At 36.3% G+C, this 15,249-nt stretch carries 36 protein-coding genes; 1 reads left to right on the top strand and 35 read right to left on the bottom strand.

Annotation, left to right across the window (positions count from 1 at the left end; translation table 11 throughout):
• Positions 1 to 90: 90 nt before the first annotated feature.
• From DLJ74_RS19295 to DLJ74_RS19230, 20 genes are all read right to left on the bottom strand, one after another.
• Positions 91 to 576 (bottom strand): sigma-70 family RNA polymerase sigma factor, encoded by a 486-nt coding sequence (locus DLJ74_RS19295; protein ID WP_109985704.1) that lies wholly within the window; start codon positions 574 to 576, stop codon positions 91 to 93.
• A 259-nt stretch (positions 577 to 835) separates the two neighbouring features.
• Positions 836 to 1,012, bottom strand: coding sequence for a DUF3954 domain-containing protein (locus DLJ74_RS19290; protein ID WP_109985703.1), 177 nt, complete (start codon positions 1,010 to 1,012; stop codon positions 836 to 838).
• Positions 1,013 to 1,022: 10 nt separating this feature from the next.
• Positions 1,023 to 1,160, bottom strand: coding sequence for a hypothetical protein (locus DLJ74_RS20575; RefSeq protein ID WP_181397686.1), 138 nt, complete (start codon positions 1,158 to 1,160; stop codon positions 1,023 to 1,025).
• The gene (locus DLJ74_RS19285) at positions 1,157 to 1,519 is read right to left on the bottom strand and encodes a RusA family crossover junction endodeoxyribonuclease (RefSeq protein ID WP_109985702.1); all 363 of its coding nucleotides are present in this window, start codon (positions 1,517 to 1,519) and stop codon (positions 1,157 to 1,159) included. The genes DLJ74_RS20575 and DLJ74_RS19285 overlap by 4 nt, the downstream gene beginning before the upstream one ends.
• Complete coding sequence (locus DLJ74_RS19280) at positions 1,512 to 2,150, bottom strand: AP2 domain-containing protein (RefSeq protein ID WP_109985701.1); 639 nt, start codon at positions 2,148 to 2,150, stop codon at positions 1,512 to 1,514. The genes DLJ74_RS19285 and DLJ74_RS19280 overlap by 8 nt, the downstream gene beginning before the upstream one ends.
• 44 nt (positions 2,151 to 2,194) lie before the next feature.
• On the bottom strand, positions 2,195 to 2,371 hold the full coding sequence (locus tag DLJ74_RS20570; protein ID WP_181397685.1) for a hypothetical protein: 177 nt from the start codon (positions 2,369 to 2,371) through the stop codon (positions 2,195 to 2,197).
• Positions 2,372 to 2,382: 11 nt separating this feature from the next.
• A complete protein-coding gene (locus DLJ74_RS19275) occupies positions 2,383 to 2,691 on the bottom strand; it encodes a MazG-like family protein (protein WP_109985700.1) in 309 nt (102 codons plus the stop codon).
• Between the two features lie 5 nt (positions 2,692 to 2,696).
• Positions 2,697 to 3,071 carry a hypothetical protein gene (locus DLJ74_RS19270; RefSeq protein ID WP_109985699.1) on the bottom strand — a complete coding sequence of 125 codons (375 nt, stop codon included), beginning with the start codon at positions 3,069 to 3,071 and terminating at the stop codon, positions 2,697 to 2,699.
• The gene (locus tag DLJ74_RS20565; protein ID WP_181397684.1) at positions 3,068 to 3,229 is read right to left on the bottom strand and encodes a hypothetical protein; all 162 of its coding nucleotides are present in this window, start codon (positions 3,227 to 3,229) and stop codon (positions 3,068 to 3,070) included. The genes DLJ74_RS19270 and DLJ74_RS20565 overlap by 4 nt, the downstream gene beginning before the upstream one ends.
• Positions 3,230 to 3,338: 109 nt before the next feature.
• Positions 3,339 to 3,950 (bottom strand): DNA cytosine methyltransferase, encoded by a 612-nt coding sequence (locus tag DLJ74_RS19265; protein ID WP_109985698.1) that lies wholly within the window; start codon positions 3,948 to 3,950, stop codon positions 3,339 to 3,341.
• A gap of 11 nt (positions 3,951 to 3,961) precedes the next feature.
• The gene (locus DLJ74_RS20560; protein WP_181397683.1) at positions 3,962 to 4,132 is read right to left on the bottom strand and encodes a hypothetical protein; all 171 of its coding nucleotides are present in this window, start codon (positions 4,130 to 4,132) and stop codon (positions 3,962 to 3,964) included.
• Positions 4,129 to 4,596 carry a hypothetical protein gene (locus DLJ74_RS20555; protein ID WP_181397682.1) on the bottom strand — a complete coding sequence of 156 codons (468 nt, stop codon included), beginning with the start codon at positions 4,594 to 4,596 and terminating at the stop codon, positions 4,129 to 4,131. Before DLJ74_RS20555 ends, DLJ74_RS20560 begins: the two co-directional genes overlap by 4 nt.
• A gap of 133 nt (positions 4,597 to 4,729) precedes the next feature.
• Entirely contained in the window at positions 4,730 to 4,975 is a 246-nt protein-coding gene (locus DLJ74_RS19255; RefSeq protein WP_109985697.1) for a hypothetical protein, read from the bottom strand.
• Positions 4,975 to 5,145 carry a hypothetical protein gene (locus tag DLJ74_RS20550; RefSeq protein ID WP_181397681.1) on the bottom strand — a complete coding sequence of 57 codons (171 nt, stop codon included), beginning with the start codon at positions 5,143 to 5,145 and terminating at the stop codon, positions 4,975 to 4,977. Before DLJ74_RS20550 ends, DLJ74_RS19255 begins: the two co-directional genes overlap by 1 nt.
• Positions 5,146 to 5,147: 2 nt before the next feature.
• Positions 5,148 to 5,327, bottom strand: a complete 180-nt coding sequence (locus tag DLJ74_RS19250) for a hypothetical protein (RefSeq protein ID WP_109985696.1) — start codon at positions 5,325 to 5,327, stop codon at positions 5,148 to 5,150.
• A gap of 33 nt (positions 5,328 to 5,360) precedes the next feature.
• Complete coding sequence (locus DLJ74_RS20545) at positions 5,361 to 5,531, bottom strand: hypothetical protein (protein ID WP_181397680.1); 171 nt, start codon at positions 5,529 to 5,531, stop codon at positions 5,361 to 5,363.
• Positions 5,515 to 6,813, bottom strand: coding sequence for a replicative DNA helicase (locus DLJ74_RS19245; protein ID WP_109985695.1), 1,299 nt, complete (start codon positions 6,811 to 6,813; stop codon positions 5,515 to 5,517). The genes DLJ74_RS20545 and DLJ74_RS19245 overlap by 17 nt, the downstream gene beginning before the upstream one ends.
• The gene (locus tag DLJ74_RS19240) at positions 6,803 to 7,159 is read right to left on the bottom strand and encodes a hypothetical protein (RefSeq protein WP_109985694.1); all 357 of its coding nucleotides are present in this window, start codon (positions 7,157 to 7,159) and stop codon (positions 6,803 to 6,805) included. Before DLJ74_RS19240 ends, DLJ74_RS19245 begins: the two co-directional genes overlap by 11 nt.
• A complete protein-coding gene (locus DLJ74_RS19235; protein WP_109985693.1) occupies positions 7,159 to 7,848 on the bottom strand; it encodes a helix-turn-helix domain-containing protein in 690 nt (229 codons plus the stop codon). The genes DLJ74_RS19240 and DLJ74_RS19235 overlap by 1 nt, the downstream gene beginning before the upstream one ends.
• Before the next feature lie 3 nt (positions 7,849 to 7,851).
• On the bottom strand, positions 7,852 to 8,076 hold the full coding sequence (locus tag DLJ74_RS19230; protein ID WP_181397679.1) for a helix-turn-helix domain-containing protein: 225 nt from the start codon (positions 8,074 to 8,076) through the stop codon (positions 7,852 to 7,854).
• 152 nt (positions 8,077 to 8,228) lie between these two features.
• Here DLJ74_RS19230 and DLJ74_RS19225 point away from each other — a divergent pair, with 152 nt between their 5' ends.
• Positions 8,229 to 8,441 carry a helix-turn-helix domain-containing protein gene (locus DLJ74_RS19225; protein ID WP_109985691.1) on the top strand — a complete coding sequence of 71 codons (213 nt, stop codon included), beginning with the start codon at positions 8,229 to 8,231 and terminating at the stop codon, positions 8,439 to 8,441.
• A 169-nt stretch (positions 8,442 to 8,610) separates the two neighbouring features.
• Here the strand turns inward: DLJ74_RS19225 and DLJ74_RS19220 are convergent, their stop codons facing one another.
• From DLJ74_RS19220 to DLJ74_RS19155, 15 genes are all read right to left on the bottom strand, one after another.
• Positions 8,611 to 9,243, bottom strand: coding sequence for a hypothetical protein (locus DLJ74_RS19220; protein WP_109985690.1), 633 nt, complete (start codon positions 9,241 to 9,243; stop codon positions 8,611 to 8,613).
• Complete coding sequence (locus DLJ74_RS19215) at positions 9,236 to 9,433, bottom strand: hypothetical protein (RefSeq protein ID WP_109985689.1); 198 nt, start codon at positions 9,431 to 9,433, stop codon at positions 9,236 to 9,238. Before DLJ74_RS19215 ends, DLJ74_RS19220 begins: the two co-directional genes overlap by 8 nt.
• A 162-nt stretch (positions 9,434 to 9,595) precedes the next feature.
• The gene (locus DLJ74_RS19210) at positions 9,596 to 10,399 is read right to left on the bottom strand and encodes a PD-(D/E)XK nuclease-like domain-containing protein (protein ID WP_245902396.1); all 804 of its coding nucleotides are present in this window, start codon (positions 10,397 to 10,399) and stop codon (positions 9,596 to 9,598) included.
• The gene (locus DLJ74_RS19205; protein WP_109985688.1) at positions 10,371 to 11,273 is read right to left on the bottom strand and encodes a hypothetical protein; all 903 of its coding nucleotides are present in this window, start codon (positions 11,271 to 11,273) and stop codon (positions 10,371 to 10,373) included. The genes DLJ74_RS19210 and DLJ74_RS19205 overlap by 29 nt, the downstream gene beginning before the upstream one ends.
• Before the next feature lie 89 nt (positions 11,274 to 11,362).
• Positions 11,363 to 11,578 (bottom strand): hypothetical protein, encoded by a 216-nt coding sequence (locus DLJ74_RS19200; protein ID WP_109985687.1) that lies wholly within the window; start codon positions 11,576 to 11,578, stop codon positions 11,363 to 11,365.
• Positions 11,579 to 11,800 (bottom strand): hypothetical protein, encoded by a 222-nt coding sequence (locus DLJ74_RS19195; protein ID WP_109985686.1) that lies wholly within the window; start codon positions 11,798 to 11,800, stop codon positions 11,579 to 11,581.
• A gap of 251 nt (positions 11,801 to 12,051) precedes the next feature.
• On the bottom strand, positions 12,052 to 12,378 hold the full coding sequence (locus DLJ74_RS19190; protein ID WP_109985685.1) for a hypothetical protein: 327 nt from the start codon (positions 12,376 to 12,378) through the stop codon (positions 12,052 to 12,054).
• A gap of 163 nt (positions 12,379 to 12,541) precedes the next feature.
• A complete protein-coding gene (locus DLJ74_RS19185) occupies positions 12,542 to 12,814 on the bottom strand; it encodes a hypothetical protein (protein WP_109985684.1) in 273 nt (90 codons plus the stop codon).
• Complete coding sequence (locus DLJ74_RS19180) at positions 12,815 to 12,994, bottom strand: hypothetical protein (RefSeq protein WP_109985683.1); 180 nt, start codon at positions 12,992 to 12,994, stop codon at positions 12,815 to 12,817. It lies immediately after the preceding gene.
• 11 nt (positions 12,995 to 13,005) lie between these two features.
• A complete protein-coding gene (locus tag DLJ74_RS19175; RefSeq protein ID WP_109985682.1) occupies positions 13,006 to 13,185 on the bottom strand; it encodes a hypothetical protein in 180 nt (59 codons plus the stop codon).
• Positions 13,186 to 13,197: 12 nt separating this feature from the next.
• Positions 13,198 to 13,356, bottom strand: coding sequence for a hypothetical protein (locus DLJ74_RS20540; protein WP_181397678.1), 159 nt, complete (start codon positions 13,354 to 13,356; stop codon positions 13,198 to 13,200).
• A 134-nt stretch (positions 13,357 to 13,490) separates the two neighbouring features.
• Positions 13,491 to 13,778 carry a helix-turn-helix domain-containing protein gene (locus DLJ74_RS19170; protein WP_109985681.1) on the bottom strand — a complete coding sequence of 96 codons (288 nt, stop codon included), beginning with the start codon at positions 13,776 to 13,778 and terminating at the stop codon, positions 13,491 to 13,493.
• Between the two features lie 126 nt (positions 13,779 to 13,904).
• Positions 13,905 to 14,216 (bottom strand): hypothetical protein, encoded by a 312-nt coding sequence (locus tag DLJ74_RS19165; RefSeq protein ID WP_109985680.1) that lies wholly within the window; start codon positions 14,214 to 14,216, stop codon positions 13,905 to 13,907.
• Complete coding sequence (locus tag DLJ74_RS19160; RefSeq protein WP_109985679.1) at positions 14,217 to 14,927, bottom strand: ORF6C domain-containing protein; 711 nt, start codon at positions 14,925 to 14,927, stop codon at positions 14,217 to 14,219.
• Entirely contained in the window at positions 14,927 to 15,166 is a 240-nt protein-coding gene (locus tag DLJ74_RS19155; RefSeq protein ID WP_109985678.1) for a helix-turn-helix transcriptional regulator, read from the bottom strand. The genes DLJ74_RS19160 and DLJ74_RS19155 overlap by 1 nt, the downstream gene beginning before the upstream one ends.
• Between the last annotated feature and the right edge of the window lie 83 nt (positions 15,167 to 15,249).

Below are 15,249 nucleotides of genomic sequence, written 5' to 3'. Positions count from 1 at the left end.
ATATAGTGCCTATAATATAGACCGTAAGGTCTATTAAAAGAATATGTTCTTGCTTTATTATGTGCACTATCCCTAATCCCTTCACTAATACTACGCAGGCACGACAACTGCATGACAAGATATTTTTTTTCTTGCTCTTTCGATGTACCTCTGAACACTGCTCCTGCTTAATCCTAGTTCTTCTGCGATTTCAGCAAATGTACGTAAGTATGATTCATGTAATATGAAGCATTGTCTCTCTCTTGGTGATAACGTTAGTAAGACGTCGAAAATGTCTCTCTTTTCTTCTTCTGTTAATTCTCTTTGTGTCGGTTTGATATTTAAAGTAGGAAACATATCCATGTCTTGAATGGAGTCTAATTGATAAGCTGATGATTTATCTATTCCCCTTAGTTTACCTGGCTCTCTTCCGTTTTTTAGCCAATCTATTACAAATGACATTTCGCTTACCATGCTGTTGATTTGTGACTTATCCATTTTATCTGTCTCAGAATCTCCCAAGTTGTCTATCTTATGTCTTAACTCTTTTCGTCCTTCTTCATACTGGATTATCATTTTTTCCGCCCAATCATTCATCCTATGCGCCCCCTATAATAAAATAAGGACACTAACAAGAAGCGCCCTAATGCTCTTGTTAATGTCCTCCGTTTCTCGGTCAGACTAAGTATTTAGTTTGATTTCACGCCTTTTTAGTTAGTGTTAATCCGAAAAATAATATAATGAATTTGCCACTAATTGAAAGTACAAACCCTAGTGAAAAGAAAGCTTTTAAATCATAAGTCAACTTACATTTATCATTTTCGAATATCAATTTGCTATGTGGTAATTTCATATTTCACCTCTTATTCGTATAACTAACCCGATCAGCTGTTATCTTCCCATCTGTCCATGAAATAACATTCTCGCCAAATCCTGTTGCTGGTCTATCTAATACTGTCGGTACTCCTTTTTTAATAATGATCACTTTATCTTTTAAATCATTAACTGGTATCTGTATTTGTTTATCTGCCATGATGTACCTCCTAATCAAAGAAATCTATATCTAATCCTGCTAGAAACTGTAAGCCCATCACACTTATAAAAAGCCATCCAAAATCAATTACGTAATACAAAGGCATTGCTAAAACTAATGCTATTATTACCCTTACCAACTTTTTCACTTCACACCCTCCAATACCTTAATCTCCACCTCAATACGCTCTTCGTCTTTCTCACACTCTATCTTTCTAATATCTGCTTCCGCTACCTGTCTATCATCCTTGTAAACTATTTTGTTCAAAGAATCGGTAATCGATTTAAAATAATTATCGATATCCCCCTGTACACCTCCACAGAGATAAATAGAAAGCGATACAGCGACTTTTTCTTCTGTCGGCTTGTCTTTATAGTCACGTCTAGCAATCAATCCTACATGGCGCTTATATGCCAAATAACGTTGTGCATTTTTCTTAACGTGTGCTCCTCGCCTTGTCATGCGGACCGCCGGCACTGGCCGACCCCAAATAATTAGTTTAATCATACTGTTTCAACCTCTCTAATTGAGCTTCCGAACGCGCTTTAATAGCATCCTCTTTATCTTCGTACAACCCTAAATAGATATTTTTACCATTTATCCTTATTTGCGCTTGCCATTTATTCTTATTCTTATGCCATGTAACCCCGGTAACTCCTGATGTATTACGCTTGCTTTTTCTTTTATTGATAGCTTGCATTTTAGATGTAGCCCATCTGCAATTATTCGGTTCATAATCACCGTTATTATTTATCCTGTCTATAGTATGTTTTTTAGATGGCCGATTGCCCATGTCCTCATAAAAACAAGTAAAACTACTTCTCCACCGTTCGCAAACTTTTATCCCCCTACCACCGTAATTGATATATTGCTTGTGTTTAGGGTTAGTACACCTTTGTATCATACTTTCCCATATTGTGTATTCGGTTGTTCTAGACCTTCCATGAACAAAATTTTGACTAATTAACTCCTCTTTACTTAGGCAACCACAACTTTTTGTCCTCTCTAATCTCAAATCGGTACTTCTAACAAAACTTTCATTACCGCAAATACACTTACATAAATAAATGATACTACCTTCCTTAGTTCTTCCTGACTCTTTTAAAACTGTTAATCTATTGAAAATTTTTCCGATCATGTTTTATCACACCCTCACTGGTCGTCCTGGAACGATTATTTTTATCATCCCATCACCTTATCCACGATCAAGAACCCATTAAACATTAAAGATGCAAGTAATAGCAACACCGTAGTAAAAGCTACCCTATCCTTTGTTTCTATTTCTTCTTGCTGTGATTGAATCATTTCATCTTTAGATTCGATAATCTTTTTATAGCGATTGATTTTGTAGTCTGTCATGGTATTACCTCCTATAAATCCTCTGACTTTACATACACACCATCTACAAGCTGTCCTGTGCGATCTTTTATTTCTTTATACGCTTCTTCAATGCATTCCTCTATATCTAAACCTAATTGCATGGAGAGTATTGTTATTACTACATAAACGTCACCGATAGAGTCGACAACTTTATCTAAGTCTCCTCTTGCCAAACCCGCAGCTAATTCTCCCACTTCCTCCTGCAATTTAAGCATTTGCTTTTCTGGTAGTGCTCGATCTAATTCTCTAATAATCGCCCATTCCTCAATTTTCCCTGTTAACTTATCTATGTTTCTCATATTACTCATCCCTCTCTATTGTTTTGTAATGCTTGAAGTAATCCTTTTTTAACAGATTCAAAATCATAATCATCTATATCTGATAATGCCATTCCGATTGCTTCCTCATACCGTTTGTTTTGTTGTTCTAATCTGTCCGCATGATCACAAAGTTTTAAATATTGAATCCTTTGTCGTTTACCTTCATCCTGTAATTCCAATATCTGATTATGTTGCTTTTTAATCGTTCTCTTACAGCTTTGTTCTAACTCCTGCTTTTCTTCTGCTAATTGTTTCACACGCTCTTGTAAATCCGCTTTATCTTGCAAAACCATGATAATCTCAGATAAATCATTTCTTATATCGTTTGCCTGCTCTTCCAACCGTTCCTGCTCCTTCATCGTGATTCCTCCAATTCCTTATAAGCCAGATCCCTCACATGCTGTTCCCTACTCGTCATGGCTATCGTTTTTAAGGTGCTACGTAATACTTCATTTGCTTTTCTTAGATGCGTATTTTCTGTATTGCTGTCGTATAATACTTTTTCGTACATTGACATGGAGATCACTCCTTTAAAAAGGTTTAAAAGCCTTCCTGTGCGTTTTTATTTCTTTCGGGTATAATCTATCTAACTATGTTTTAAAATCGATTCTAGCGTTATCTATGGCTTAAATATGGATATGTTCTTTGTTGGGTATGCTGTCTAAGATATATTTCCCTACCCTCGGTTGTACGCAATTACGTAATATCTGCCTTTTGTTCGGTAGTTTATATCCTGATAGGTCATAACCTAGAAATTCTTGCAATTGCGGTATCTGTGCGCTTCTTATTCTTGGTCTATCAAACTCTTTTTCTTGCACCTGGAAATTAGACCAAAAAAGATGTCGATCTAACTTAAAATTAGGCCCTATTAATGGCTGATAATATGGCTTGACGTTCTCTACCACGTAATGGCCATCAAAGTTATGTTGCAGGAATAAAATTTCTTGATATAGCTTCATATCTGGATAAACAGGTTGTACCCCTCTGTATCTCACTCCGATATTTTGCCTAAAACTGCTATGGCTTTGACATGGTGGGCTGGCCCAGATAAAATCAAATTCTTTATGATGTTCGATTAAGTATTGATGCGCATCTCCTATTACTACTTCGTCATTCGGGAATAAATCAGCATAGACATTCGCTATGTTTTCATCTATTTCTACTGCGGTTATATCGTGTTCCTCACCCCACAGCTTTCTATTTCCACCAATACCAGCATATAAGTTTAATACTTTCATCCCTTCACCCCTTAAAACCACCTATTCGCATCTGCTGTAACATCCACTTCCATTGCTCTTATAGCTGCTAACTTTCGCTTTAATTCCTCGTATGTCTTTCCTTCTATGTCGGTATAGCCATGCTCTGTTAATTTCTCTATGATGTAATAGTGCTTGTAATCTTGTTGGATGGTTTCGTTCATGAGATTACCTCCTCATCGTCCTCAATGTATATCCCATATAGCCCATTTTCTGTGTCCTCAAATCGCTTTCTAACACTAGGACTGCATAACCACTTTATATCTCTTACCGTTCGTCCTAACTTGTCAGCCACTTCTTTCGGTTTTCCCCAGACAAGAAACTTATCACCACTATAGATTGCAACATCCTTATTTTTGGTGTCTGTTCGTTTTCTCCTCGGCTTTACCGTTGCCGCTTTCTCGTATGACCACTTACTCTTTTTCACTCTGTTATGAAATGCTCGATAGCTTATTCCGTTTGATTCTGCGATTTGTTGCCACTTTTTAAATTCCTCGTCTATCTTATTGACTGGTTTGGTTGCTGCCTTTTCATAATCCCACTTTGCACTTTTCACCCTGTAGTAGAATGCATCTTCATTAATGCCATTCTCTTTTGCTATCTCTAGCCATCTTTTATAATCACTCATTTTCACCGCCCCTATGCCCATACAATACAGCTAAAATGCTTTGGTTTTACTCTCGTCATGTAAACGATGGTTAAGATTTCCCCATCATGATTTCGTGCTTTCTTTTCGACTAGGTAATACTTTTTCATGAGAATCACCCTATCTTTCTAGCAAATGGACGTATTCTTCTCCCTCTCCTAGCATGATCAATCAAGCAAAGTAATATTTCTAATGGTTGGCGCCTTTCTTGCTTCGCTATCCATTCCACGCTCGAACCTTCATTCCATTTAGATAAAATACGCTCAAATGCTTCTTTTTCAAATGCTAATTCTAGATTTTCTAAACAAAATATCCAATCATGTTTTGGTTGCAGGTGCAACGGTTGTCCTGTTGTTCTCACTATGCATACCTCCTAAGATATTCTTGTGTTGCCTTTGCATTAGGCACATGCTTATCTCCTACAGCACTAAATCCTGGATTATCTGCTCGAAACTGCTCCATCTTTCTTGCTGTTACTTCATCGGGTTCATCTGCGTATATCATGACGACGGATTTCATATCTTTAAACATGGTTATACCTCCTTCACCATCAACTGTGGATCCACTCTATCCCAATCCCATAAGACAATATGACCGTTTACCGTTATCGTCTGTGAGTATGGATTAATCGCTTGTATTTCGCCTTCTTTTCCGTCCTTATCCACTAAGATCATGCCTACCTCTAATTGGTCTACTTCTGTTATTGGTATCATCCTTACCCCTCCTAAAAGTCTTTTCTGCGGTAATCAGTACCGTTTGCTTGCTTCTACTCCTAGCTTGAATACTTCATCAATCACAACTGCAATATGTCTTTCGCTCAATGTTCCATTTTTGAATTTTCGAATCATTTCAGCCTTCAATCTGCAGCTTGTTTCGTACTTCGCTTGAACAGGATCTTTTCTAATTAGCATTTTCATAAGCAACCTCCTGGTATCTGTGATCAAGATTTAAAAACTTGCCATGCTCTTTATCGAAAAATAATTCAACTGTTCCAACTGCGCCTTGCCTTTGCTTTGATATGATAATCTCAATAATGTTTTGTTTTTCGCTTTCCTTGTCGTAATAATCATCCCTGTAAAGAAACCCGATTAAGTCTGCATCCTGTTCGATATTTCCCGATTCTCTTAAATCACTCATCATTGGTCGTTTATCTTGTCTGCTTTCCACACCTCTTGATAATTGCGATAGTAGGATGATAGGTATGTTTAATTCTTTTGCTAGTAGCTTTAAGTCCCTTGTGATTGCTCCGACCTCTAAGTCTCTGCGTTCATATCGACCACTTGTTGTGATTAATTGCAGATAATCAATGATGACCAGGTGCTTTTCGTTCGGATTATCTAGTACATTTTTTCGTATAGATGCCTTTATTTGATTAAGTGAATTCATATTCTCGTAAATATTCAATCCCCAATTAGAGATGATTCCTATTGCGTTCATAGCGCTGTTGTAATCATCGGTTGAAAACATCATGGATTTCCATAGCTGCATGTTTATATTTCCTTCTGCTGACATCATTCTTTTTAATAGTGCAGCTGCACCCATTTCTAAACTGTAAATGTGTGAACAGTTTGCTATGTTTTCTTTACAATGTCCTGCACCCATATTTAAAGCAAATGCGGTTTTCCCTACTGATGGCCTTGCAGCTATGATGATTAAATCACCTGGAGTAGCACCGCCTGTCATCGTGTCGTAATCGACAAATCCTGTTTTATAACCTTTGTTCTTACTTAATTCTGGATTGGTTATTTCTTCTGCTATATCCATCAGATGATCGGTTGTTGTTTTTTCTTCTGTCTGTATACCTTCATCTTTCACTTTGTCTATACCGTTTGATAGGTTGTTTAGTGATTCCTCACTTGGATTGTTCAAAAATTCAGATGCTAGTTTCTGACCTTCTCTGATGCGATATTGCTCGTATACAATGGATTCGTATTCTTTGATAGGTTCTGTACTAGGTATAGAAGATGCTAATTCAGTTAAGTAACTTATGCCGATCTTGTTTATATCATCTTTTAATACGTCTACTACAGACACCATGTTTATTTCTTTTCCTTCACTTTCAACCTTCCTCATAGCTTCATAAATCCGTTTGTTCTTGGCATTTAAGAAATGTTTAGGCTCAAGTGTTAAGCTACCGATTAAACTTCCTTCGACTAATAGTGATCCGATAATCGATTGTTCAGCTAGTTCATTGCGCATTGCTTTTCTCCTTGATCAATTCTTTCATTTTCTCTCTAAACTCTAACTTCGTTGATTCTGGTACTTTGGCAGCTTCACGTTTCCATTTTTCTACTTGTTGTAAAGTTGGATTATCTTTTGATGAATCAAACTCTTTAACGATGTATTTTCGCAAACTCCCAACAGTCGGTGGATACTGTTCGTTTTTGACATAAGTATCTATCATTCTTTTAAACTCGTTGTCTGTTAAGTCCGAAAACTGGTTATACCAAACTCGCATGTTTTTAGCGTCAAATTCAATATTCCAGTTAGGAAATAGCACTAAGAGTTCTTCCATTTTTACTGCAAATAAGTTTTTGTTTAGCATTAGAAGTTCCTAGCCACCTTTCTGTTACCATTCTGATTATTGCCTTTAGCTTTCAAATAATTTTCAAAAGGGTTGTTTTCAGTTAAAAATTTATCTACATTTTCTGGCTTAAGAAATTCTAGCAATCCCCATTTATAAGACCAGAAGTATTCATCACCAGTAAGGATGGTTTTGTAATTAGTGATAGCTTCTTTTAAGTCGTTTTCAGAATAACCATGTTTATTAATCATGTTCTTTATTCTTGATTTGATCTTGTCGTTAGGTTTTCTATGAACTACGATTTTTTGAGAATTCCAAAATTCAAAAATGGTATATATAGAATTTAATAATGTATTATTAATAGATGTATTATTCTCTTCCAAGTTTTCCGAATACCCCTCTTCGATATTCCGAATACCCCCATTCGATTTTTCGAATACCTTAATTACTCTTTTTTGGATATTCTTTTTTCCTTCTTGGCGGATGTAATCAATAGATATGAGTTTCTTCTTTTCTAATGATTTAATGACTTCTGAGCACCTATTTTTCGATAATCCAAAGAATTCAGCGAAATAATTATTACTAGCAAAGCACCCATCTTCATTATCCAGACTTTCAATTTCGACCAGGAATACTTTCTCTTGTAGTGTTAACTCTTTAGAAAGCCAAATCTCTTTAGGTATCCATACGCCTTTGAATGATCGCTCCAATAATTACACCGCCTTATCTTGCTTTTTGTAGACAAACAAATCTTTAATATCGCAATCAAAGAATTCACATAGCTTTACAACCGTTTTGAAGTCAATTCTAGTTGTCTTTTCGTTAGCCATACCATATAAGCTCTTAAGTGAAATTCCCGTCTTTTCTGACACTTCTTTTACCGTTCTTATGTTGTTATCCAACATCAATTGAAGTAAATTGATCTTGATGTTTGACATGTTCATTCTCCTTTCCTCTGAACACTATAGTATATATTTTAATACATTAAATGCATTCTGTAAATACTTAAGTATCTTTTTGTTGCGAAAAACGAAACTAGTGGTGACTTTTGACACCATTATGGTTATAATTGTTATCGAGGTGATACAAAATGGTAGTACGTAATAACTTAAGAATAATCATGGCAGCTAAGAAAAAGAATATACAAGACGTATCTGATGCTACTGGTTTAACAAGAAGAACAGTAAGCAAGCTGTACCATGAGATTTCTACCCAAATTCGATTTGATGTGCTAGAAAAACTTTGCATTTATTTAGAGTGTGACATTAGCGATCTCCTATATATAGAAGAAGAAGACTCTTAACCCTTCTTCCTCAACACCACGATGCGCCCCTTATCCTCCACCGTCACAAACTCCCACTCTGGATAATTCTTTTCTACATAAGCCCTCACATAAGATATAAATAGCTTCCTATCCCCTTTACACCAGTTAGGATGGCGGTAGATATAGGGGATAGGTTGTTTTAATGTTTTCATTGGTCTAGGCGGTTTTCGACTGGTGTGTCTAGCGTTATATCATCCGCATGAAAAATTAATGGATCCTTTTGTACGATTAATCTTATTAATATTCCCTCTTCGCCAGCTTCTACCACTTCTGGAGTCAATGTTTCTGTATCAACAAATCCATAATCGTCATCACAAGTTTTGATGAAATCACCATGTTTATACTCATCCACCTCACGATCAATACCTGCCCAGAATCGTCGCTTTTTCTCTTGTGCTATTTCTTGTGCTGTAGACTTTTCAATCAATGCCAAATGTGTCTTCGCACGATGGTTGTCAATCCATTTGTCAATAAATACTTCTTCCTTTTCTTTATCTATTGAAATGATTTTTCCTGTTACCTTCCCGTATCTGGCGTGGTTAAATGATACCCAATCCCCAGCTTTCCATTCTTCCTCTACCTCATAGCCATCTGAATAAATAATTTTAGCCATATCTTCAATTGACAAATTATTCAAAACACTAAAATCACCTATCCACGAATTATCATGTCTTGTCTTTACTTTTATGTGCCTTAGCATTAGACTCTCTTCAGAAGTAGTTTCTATTTCAGAAGAGATAGCGTTATATATTTTTCTTGAAATTTTCACTTTCTCACTCATTCGATTCACTCCTATATACTTGGTAAAGATCTCCGTAATTCTCCATTGTCACTTTCACTTTATATTCGTACTCACCAACAACTTTTCCAATATTGAAAGCACACCATGCTATTTGTTCTATTTCTGGATTTTTCCAGCCTCTTTCTCGCATCGTTTTTACAAACCTTTGAAACTCTTTATCTTTTTCCATTCTCCTTCACTCCTCATAAAAAATATCCTAGCCATCTAAATATTCCGTATATCCCACATACAACGAATAATGTCATGCCGAAGCCGAAGTATAGATCGTTATATTTGGATAGGGTTTTCTTGTGTTTGGTTATGAATGTTTGGATGGTTTTTATTATGTGTTTCATAGATAGATCAACTCTCCCACTTCAATTGTTCCTTCTAATTTCTTGGATTGCCTGCAATATTCACACTTCCCACATTTAACTGGTTCAGCTTCACCATTTTTCACTCTGATAATGCGATCCAATTCATTTTCGATGAAATCATATTCAAATTCGTATCTTGATTCGTCAAAATGGATCACTGCTTTATTTGGTGGAGATTCTTTTGTTACAGCTACAATGTAAGGTGTGTATAACTGGCCAGTGGATAACTCTATAATCTTGCGATAGACAGCCATCTGCATTAAATAGCCCCAGTGCTCGACAAATGATACGTATTCGCTGTATTTCTCGCTGTAATAGCGTGAATTTAGATCCCTGCATGTCTTTAAATCACTGAAATATTGTCGATCATGATTGATGCTATCTATCTTGATTTTCCAATCAATCCCGAGCCAATTTGCTGTGTAGATTTTCTCCTTTTCGCCTTCCATAGCAAACATAGAAAACTTGTCATTCTTCAAGGTGTCTATCATGTCATCGGCTTGTGCAAATTCGGCGTACTTTTGTCCATCTCTTTTAAAAATGATGTGATTGTTTTCGTCTATGAATTGACTGAATTTTGCCATATCCTCGAAAGCTGCATGAACGTAATTTCCAACAATCATTGCCTTATTAGGTGGTCGTTCGTAAATGCCTTTTAATTCTGCTAAGGTTCTAGCTTCACATTCCAACCAGTTTTTCAGTTGGGAAACTGACATATATTGCATGTCAGCCTCCTTTGTGTAATAGTTTTCAGACGTTAAGACTAGCTTGTTCGCCATCTACCTTCACATCCTCTTTATTCGCTTTCTGTGGTGCTTTTTTATCTTCGCCAGACTTATTGCCTTCCTCTTGTTGAAAAGCGCTAGAAAGGTCTGATTTAGGTTTATTTTGCACTTCATCTTTAGGGAAGAAATCTTCTACTTTTCCGATCCCATCTTTTAGTGAGTTGTAAATGGTTCCTAGATCATATAAATCTCGACCAGTGAAAGCTGAAACACTATATCCGAATCGTTCTTCGATTTGCTCTTGTGTGATTTTGTATTTCTCTTTAAACAGTTGGAGAGACTTATTAATTCGATCCTTTAATGGTTCGCCATTACCGCCTTCCATTGTCCTTTTGCATTCATCTACTGCCTTTTCGACAATGTCACCAGGTATAACCCCTAAGATGCAGGCTCTTACTCGTCTAGCCCCGTTATTGGCTACTAGTTCGTAAATATCTCTAGGATCATCTAATTTTTGGATTTTCCCTTTTGCTTTTCTGCTATGTTTTACAGTGAATACTTTTTCTTGTCTTACATTCGTTTCTAAATCCCATGCGTAAGCCAATGCGGTAGATTCACCAGGCTTTTGTTCTAACTCTTTAATTCCAAATGATAGGTTACCCCAGTTTTGCGCTAGGACTTCCGCCATACGAATAGATGGGCCTTCTACCATTTGCTTACCTCTTGGATAACGATATACCGCAACTTGTGCCAATGATTGCCTTTTGCAGTTATCTAAGATGCGCTGCTCTGCTTGGAATACGTTTCTAGGAAACTGCTTTGCCATGAATATTTGACCCTTGACTTCTTCCATTTCTCTACTAGATGATGATTGTGCGATTACTCCGCCATTTTGTTCATTTTCAAATTGATTTGCTAGATTATTCATTCTATTTCCTCCTTGTAATTGAAGGGAACTTCCTATATAATGAAATTAGTATCTCAAGAAGTTCCCTGAGCCTTGTCACGGGCTCTTTTTTATTGTGCTTGCTTACGTACTGCACCAAGAAACCGTAATATATTTACTTGACCAGAACTTAAAGCATCCTCACTGAATACATAATCCTCATATTCAAGAACCGTATCTCCTTTTTTAATAGGACCACCATCGTATGAATCTCTAGCAACCGTTGGATTTGGTTTTTGTGTAGGAAATCCATATCGTTGTATCTTTTCTGTTGTTGGATGATCCATTTACATAACCTCCTTCTCATAAAATGCTGTGATAACAATTTCTCCTGTGTCGATACAAACCCAGTTACAATCATCTGTTTCTTTTTCGTGAACTTCTCCTTTATCCCCTAATGAATCTTCAAATGGAGAAAGTTTGTTCAGTGCTTCTTCTTTCGTTTGGCAATCATGGAAATAAATATCCAGTTTGCCCCCACGTTGCACAATCTCATCAATACTTTTCATGCTCTCCCCTCCCTTCATAAGATTTAATGTTGTACCATATCGCAAAGCTAACTATCAGCAATACAGTAAAGAGATAGATCAATGCATCACCCCTTTCTGATGCTAGCAACATCACAGCAGACACGAACGTATATGTTGAACCAACCGAGTCAAGGCAGCTCGTCGTATGACCAATACGTTCATATAAGGGAGTGTAAGGATGAAATCGTTCGTGTCTGCTGTGACACAGCTAGATAGCCGTGTCTGATTATTTAATCTTCTGATACTCTTAGTCGATTGCTAGATAACCTTCTTCCGCCAAAGCAGAGGTTGCCACCATCACATATAAGAAGTAATTCTTCTGTTGAAAGTCCAGGTCCATTTCTAATGATGTTATATTCAGCATGTGCATAACCTGGCTTTCTGCCTATTACTACATCGAAATTATCCGTATTAACTTCAGGATCAGGATTAAAATAGATGTCATTTTGATAAATGCTATATTTCTCGGTTAATTCTGAGTAAATTTCTCTATTAATCTTTCCTTTCTCTCTTTCGTTTTCCGTGAACGCATAACCGTTATAAATCTTCTTTTCCATTACAATCATCCTATCTATTAAAATTTTTAATATTGTGCTATACTAGAGTTATATTTACATCTTGTAATGGCGCCTGCTGCAACAGGTGCTTTTTTATATGCCTTTTAATGACCAATAAATACATGCAGTTACACCTACTATGAACAAGACAAAGAATATAGAGTTAACGAGTAATTCCTTCATTTAAAACCCTCCACGCTTCTTCTTTCTTCAACTCTCTATCTAAATGAATCGCTTTATCTGCCCAGAGTTTATATTCAGCTTCACGAGCAACGACTGTTAAGGATCGTAAAGCGTTCATAGCGTAAAATTCAGCTTCTACTTTTTCGCCTGCATCTGCTTTCTTTTTAGCTATTAAAGCGTTGTAGTACATACACTCAATTTCACTTTCTACTAAGTCCAAATGTGGTCTTACAAAATGATCCTCTAAGTTCATTTACTTTCCCTCCCAATTATTGATAATCGATTGTTCAATTAACTCTGTTCCTTTTTCGTTAGTCTCATAGACTGTAATATTCTCCATGTGCTTACAAGCAAAAGTATCAACTGCATTCATTAATTCACTACGTAAGTCTTTGTTTTCGTTTTCTATTTGCAAAATGAATGTTTGCTTCACTCTTAACCCTCCTATTCAACCTCTGCATAAACTTCATCATCCAACTGCCTTAGTGCTTCATCGATACAATCTACATAGCCTGTGACTGCTTCCCAATCAATGTCTTTTACTTTTAATAGTGGTAACATGCTTATGGCTAATCCGTTGATTTCCCTTACTTTGCTTGCGATGTAAAATCTGTTAGCTTTCATGGTGTTAACCTCCTAAATAGTTGAGTAGTAACTATTGACTTTATCCTTCATAACGACATGATTTGGCTCAAAATCTCCATCCAGTACAATGTGATCTGGATTAACTTCTTTAATAGTGACGATTGATCTATCCCGATTCTTCTTTAACTTTTGACCTACTTTAAATTCCATCTAATCCCTCCTATTTGTATCCTTTACCAAAACATTTTGAGCATGGTATTTTTTCTGATCCATTTCCATTCCAAAACTCTATGAACCGCCAACCTCGACCGTTGCATTGTTTGCATTTCTTCACCTAATCACTCCTAAACAAATAATCTAAATAATGGTGATAAAAAACCCACTAGACCAGGTACGCTTGTAACCATATCTGCGACTTGCTGTGTTCCTGTGATAAAAGCGATAAGCATATCTTGGTTATCTGTTTTAAGTGCCCATTTTTTCGCATCTCTTAGCGTTAAAGCGATCTTGTCATTCTCTATTCTTGATATGGTTGACTTACTGCTAAATCCCATTAAGTCAGCCATTTGTTGCTGTGTGTATCCTGCCAGTAATCTCATACGTCTCACTAAGTTCCCTTCTGTAAGTTCCATGTCTACCCTCCTTCCGTTGCTCAATTCGCAATATCGTTGCTTGCTATGCAATCTATCTATTTCTCTATTGATTTAATTGGTATACTAGTTTTGCGCCCTAGGGAATCACCGTTCCCTTTTTAAACCTTATGAAGTGGCTGTAAATCGAAGGTTGACCATTTTACTGTGTTCTATATCTTCATTCAGCCACTTAAAAAATTCACTAGTAATTACTCTTGGATTACCTAGTTTTCTTGTAACTGGGAATCCTCTTGTGTTAAATAGTTGATTCGCTTTTGTGTGACTAACATCTGCTAGTTCCATAAACTGTTGTCTGGTTAACAATGGTGGTAGTTGATTAATCAGTTGCATTTGTTCAATGATAGTTGGTAGCAGCTGCACTTTTAGTTCAGACATCATCATGGCTACTTCTTCTTGTGAGTAAGTGGTGGTTGGCATTTACATCACATCCTGTATGGTTTGTTGATGGTTCAAGTTATCAATATCAATTTTCATAGTTGTTGTTGGTTGCCACATCCCGATAAAGCGCAATCCATCTTCATATCTTTTCTTAGGTAATTCACCATAACGAGGTATTTCAAAGTGATTCTTAAAGTCTCTCCAAAACTGCGAGAATACCTTGAATGCCATTTGTTTATATGCAGGTGACCCTTTTCCTCCTAAAGATTCAACAACAACACGATTAGCTTTTCTTTTGATTGCGTATTCTTGTGCTCCATCAATTCGCATTGTTTCTTTGAGGTAAAGAACATCTGATTCGATAGTTTCTATTTTTTCTTCATGTTTCAAAGCTGTTTCAAGCAAAAGTTTTGTATTGTTGGTTGGTTTGGTTAGTTCTTTTTCCATCTCTTCAAAGCGACTTACATATTCTGCTGTAAAAAGAACACCCTTTTCACCAGTTGTTTTATTAGCTACCATGTCGCAACCTTTTTTAGTTAAGAAAAATCTTGGTCTTGGTTTTCCTTGTGAATCTAAATAATGACCTTCAATAAAGAAATCAGTCAGTCCAATTTTGGACTTACCTAGAACATCTATATAGCTTCTGATATTTCTTAAAAGATGTTTGTGATCTTTCCCAATCATTTCAGCTACATCGCGACTATCTGTTACAAGTTGACCGTTCATTGATACGACTTTTAATTGATTCATTACATAGCCTCCTGTTTTTCGTTTTGTTCACTTGTAGTTAACTTATTATCCAAAAAAAGATCGTCTGGCTTTGTGTCAAAAACTCTAGCTATTTTTACAGCTAATTCGTAATTCTTTAATTGGCGCTTTCCGTTTTCAATCATCCAATAGTATTCTTTGGTGATTCCAACTTTGTTAGCAACCTCTTGATAAGTAAAATTTCGTTTAGTTCGTTCCATTCTCAATTTATCAAGCGCCATATCGCTCCCTCCTTTCAGTTAACTTGTTGTTAACTATATTATATTAACTTGTAGTTAACTTGTCAACAGTTTTAAAGAAAAAA

The organism is Gracilibacillus dipsosauri (assembly GCF_003176895.1).
In the GTDB taxonomy this organism is placed as follows: domain Bacteria; phylum Bacillota; class Bacilli; order Bacillales; family Amphibacillaceae; genus Gracilibacillus; species Gracilibacillus dipsosauri.
This window is presented reverse-complemented; position numbering and strand designations above follow the sequence as displayed.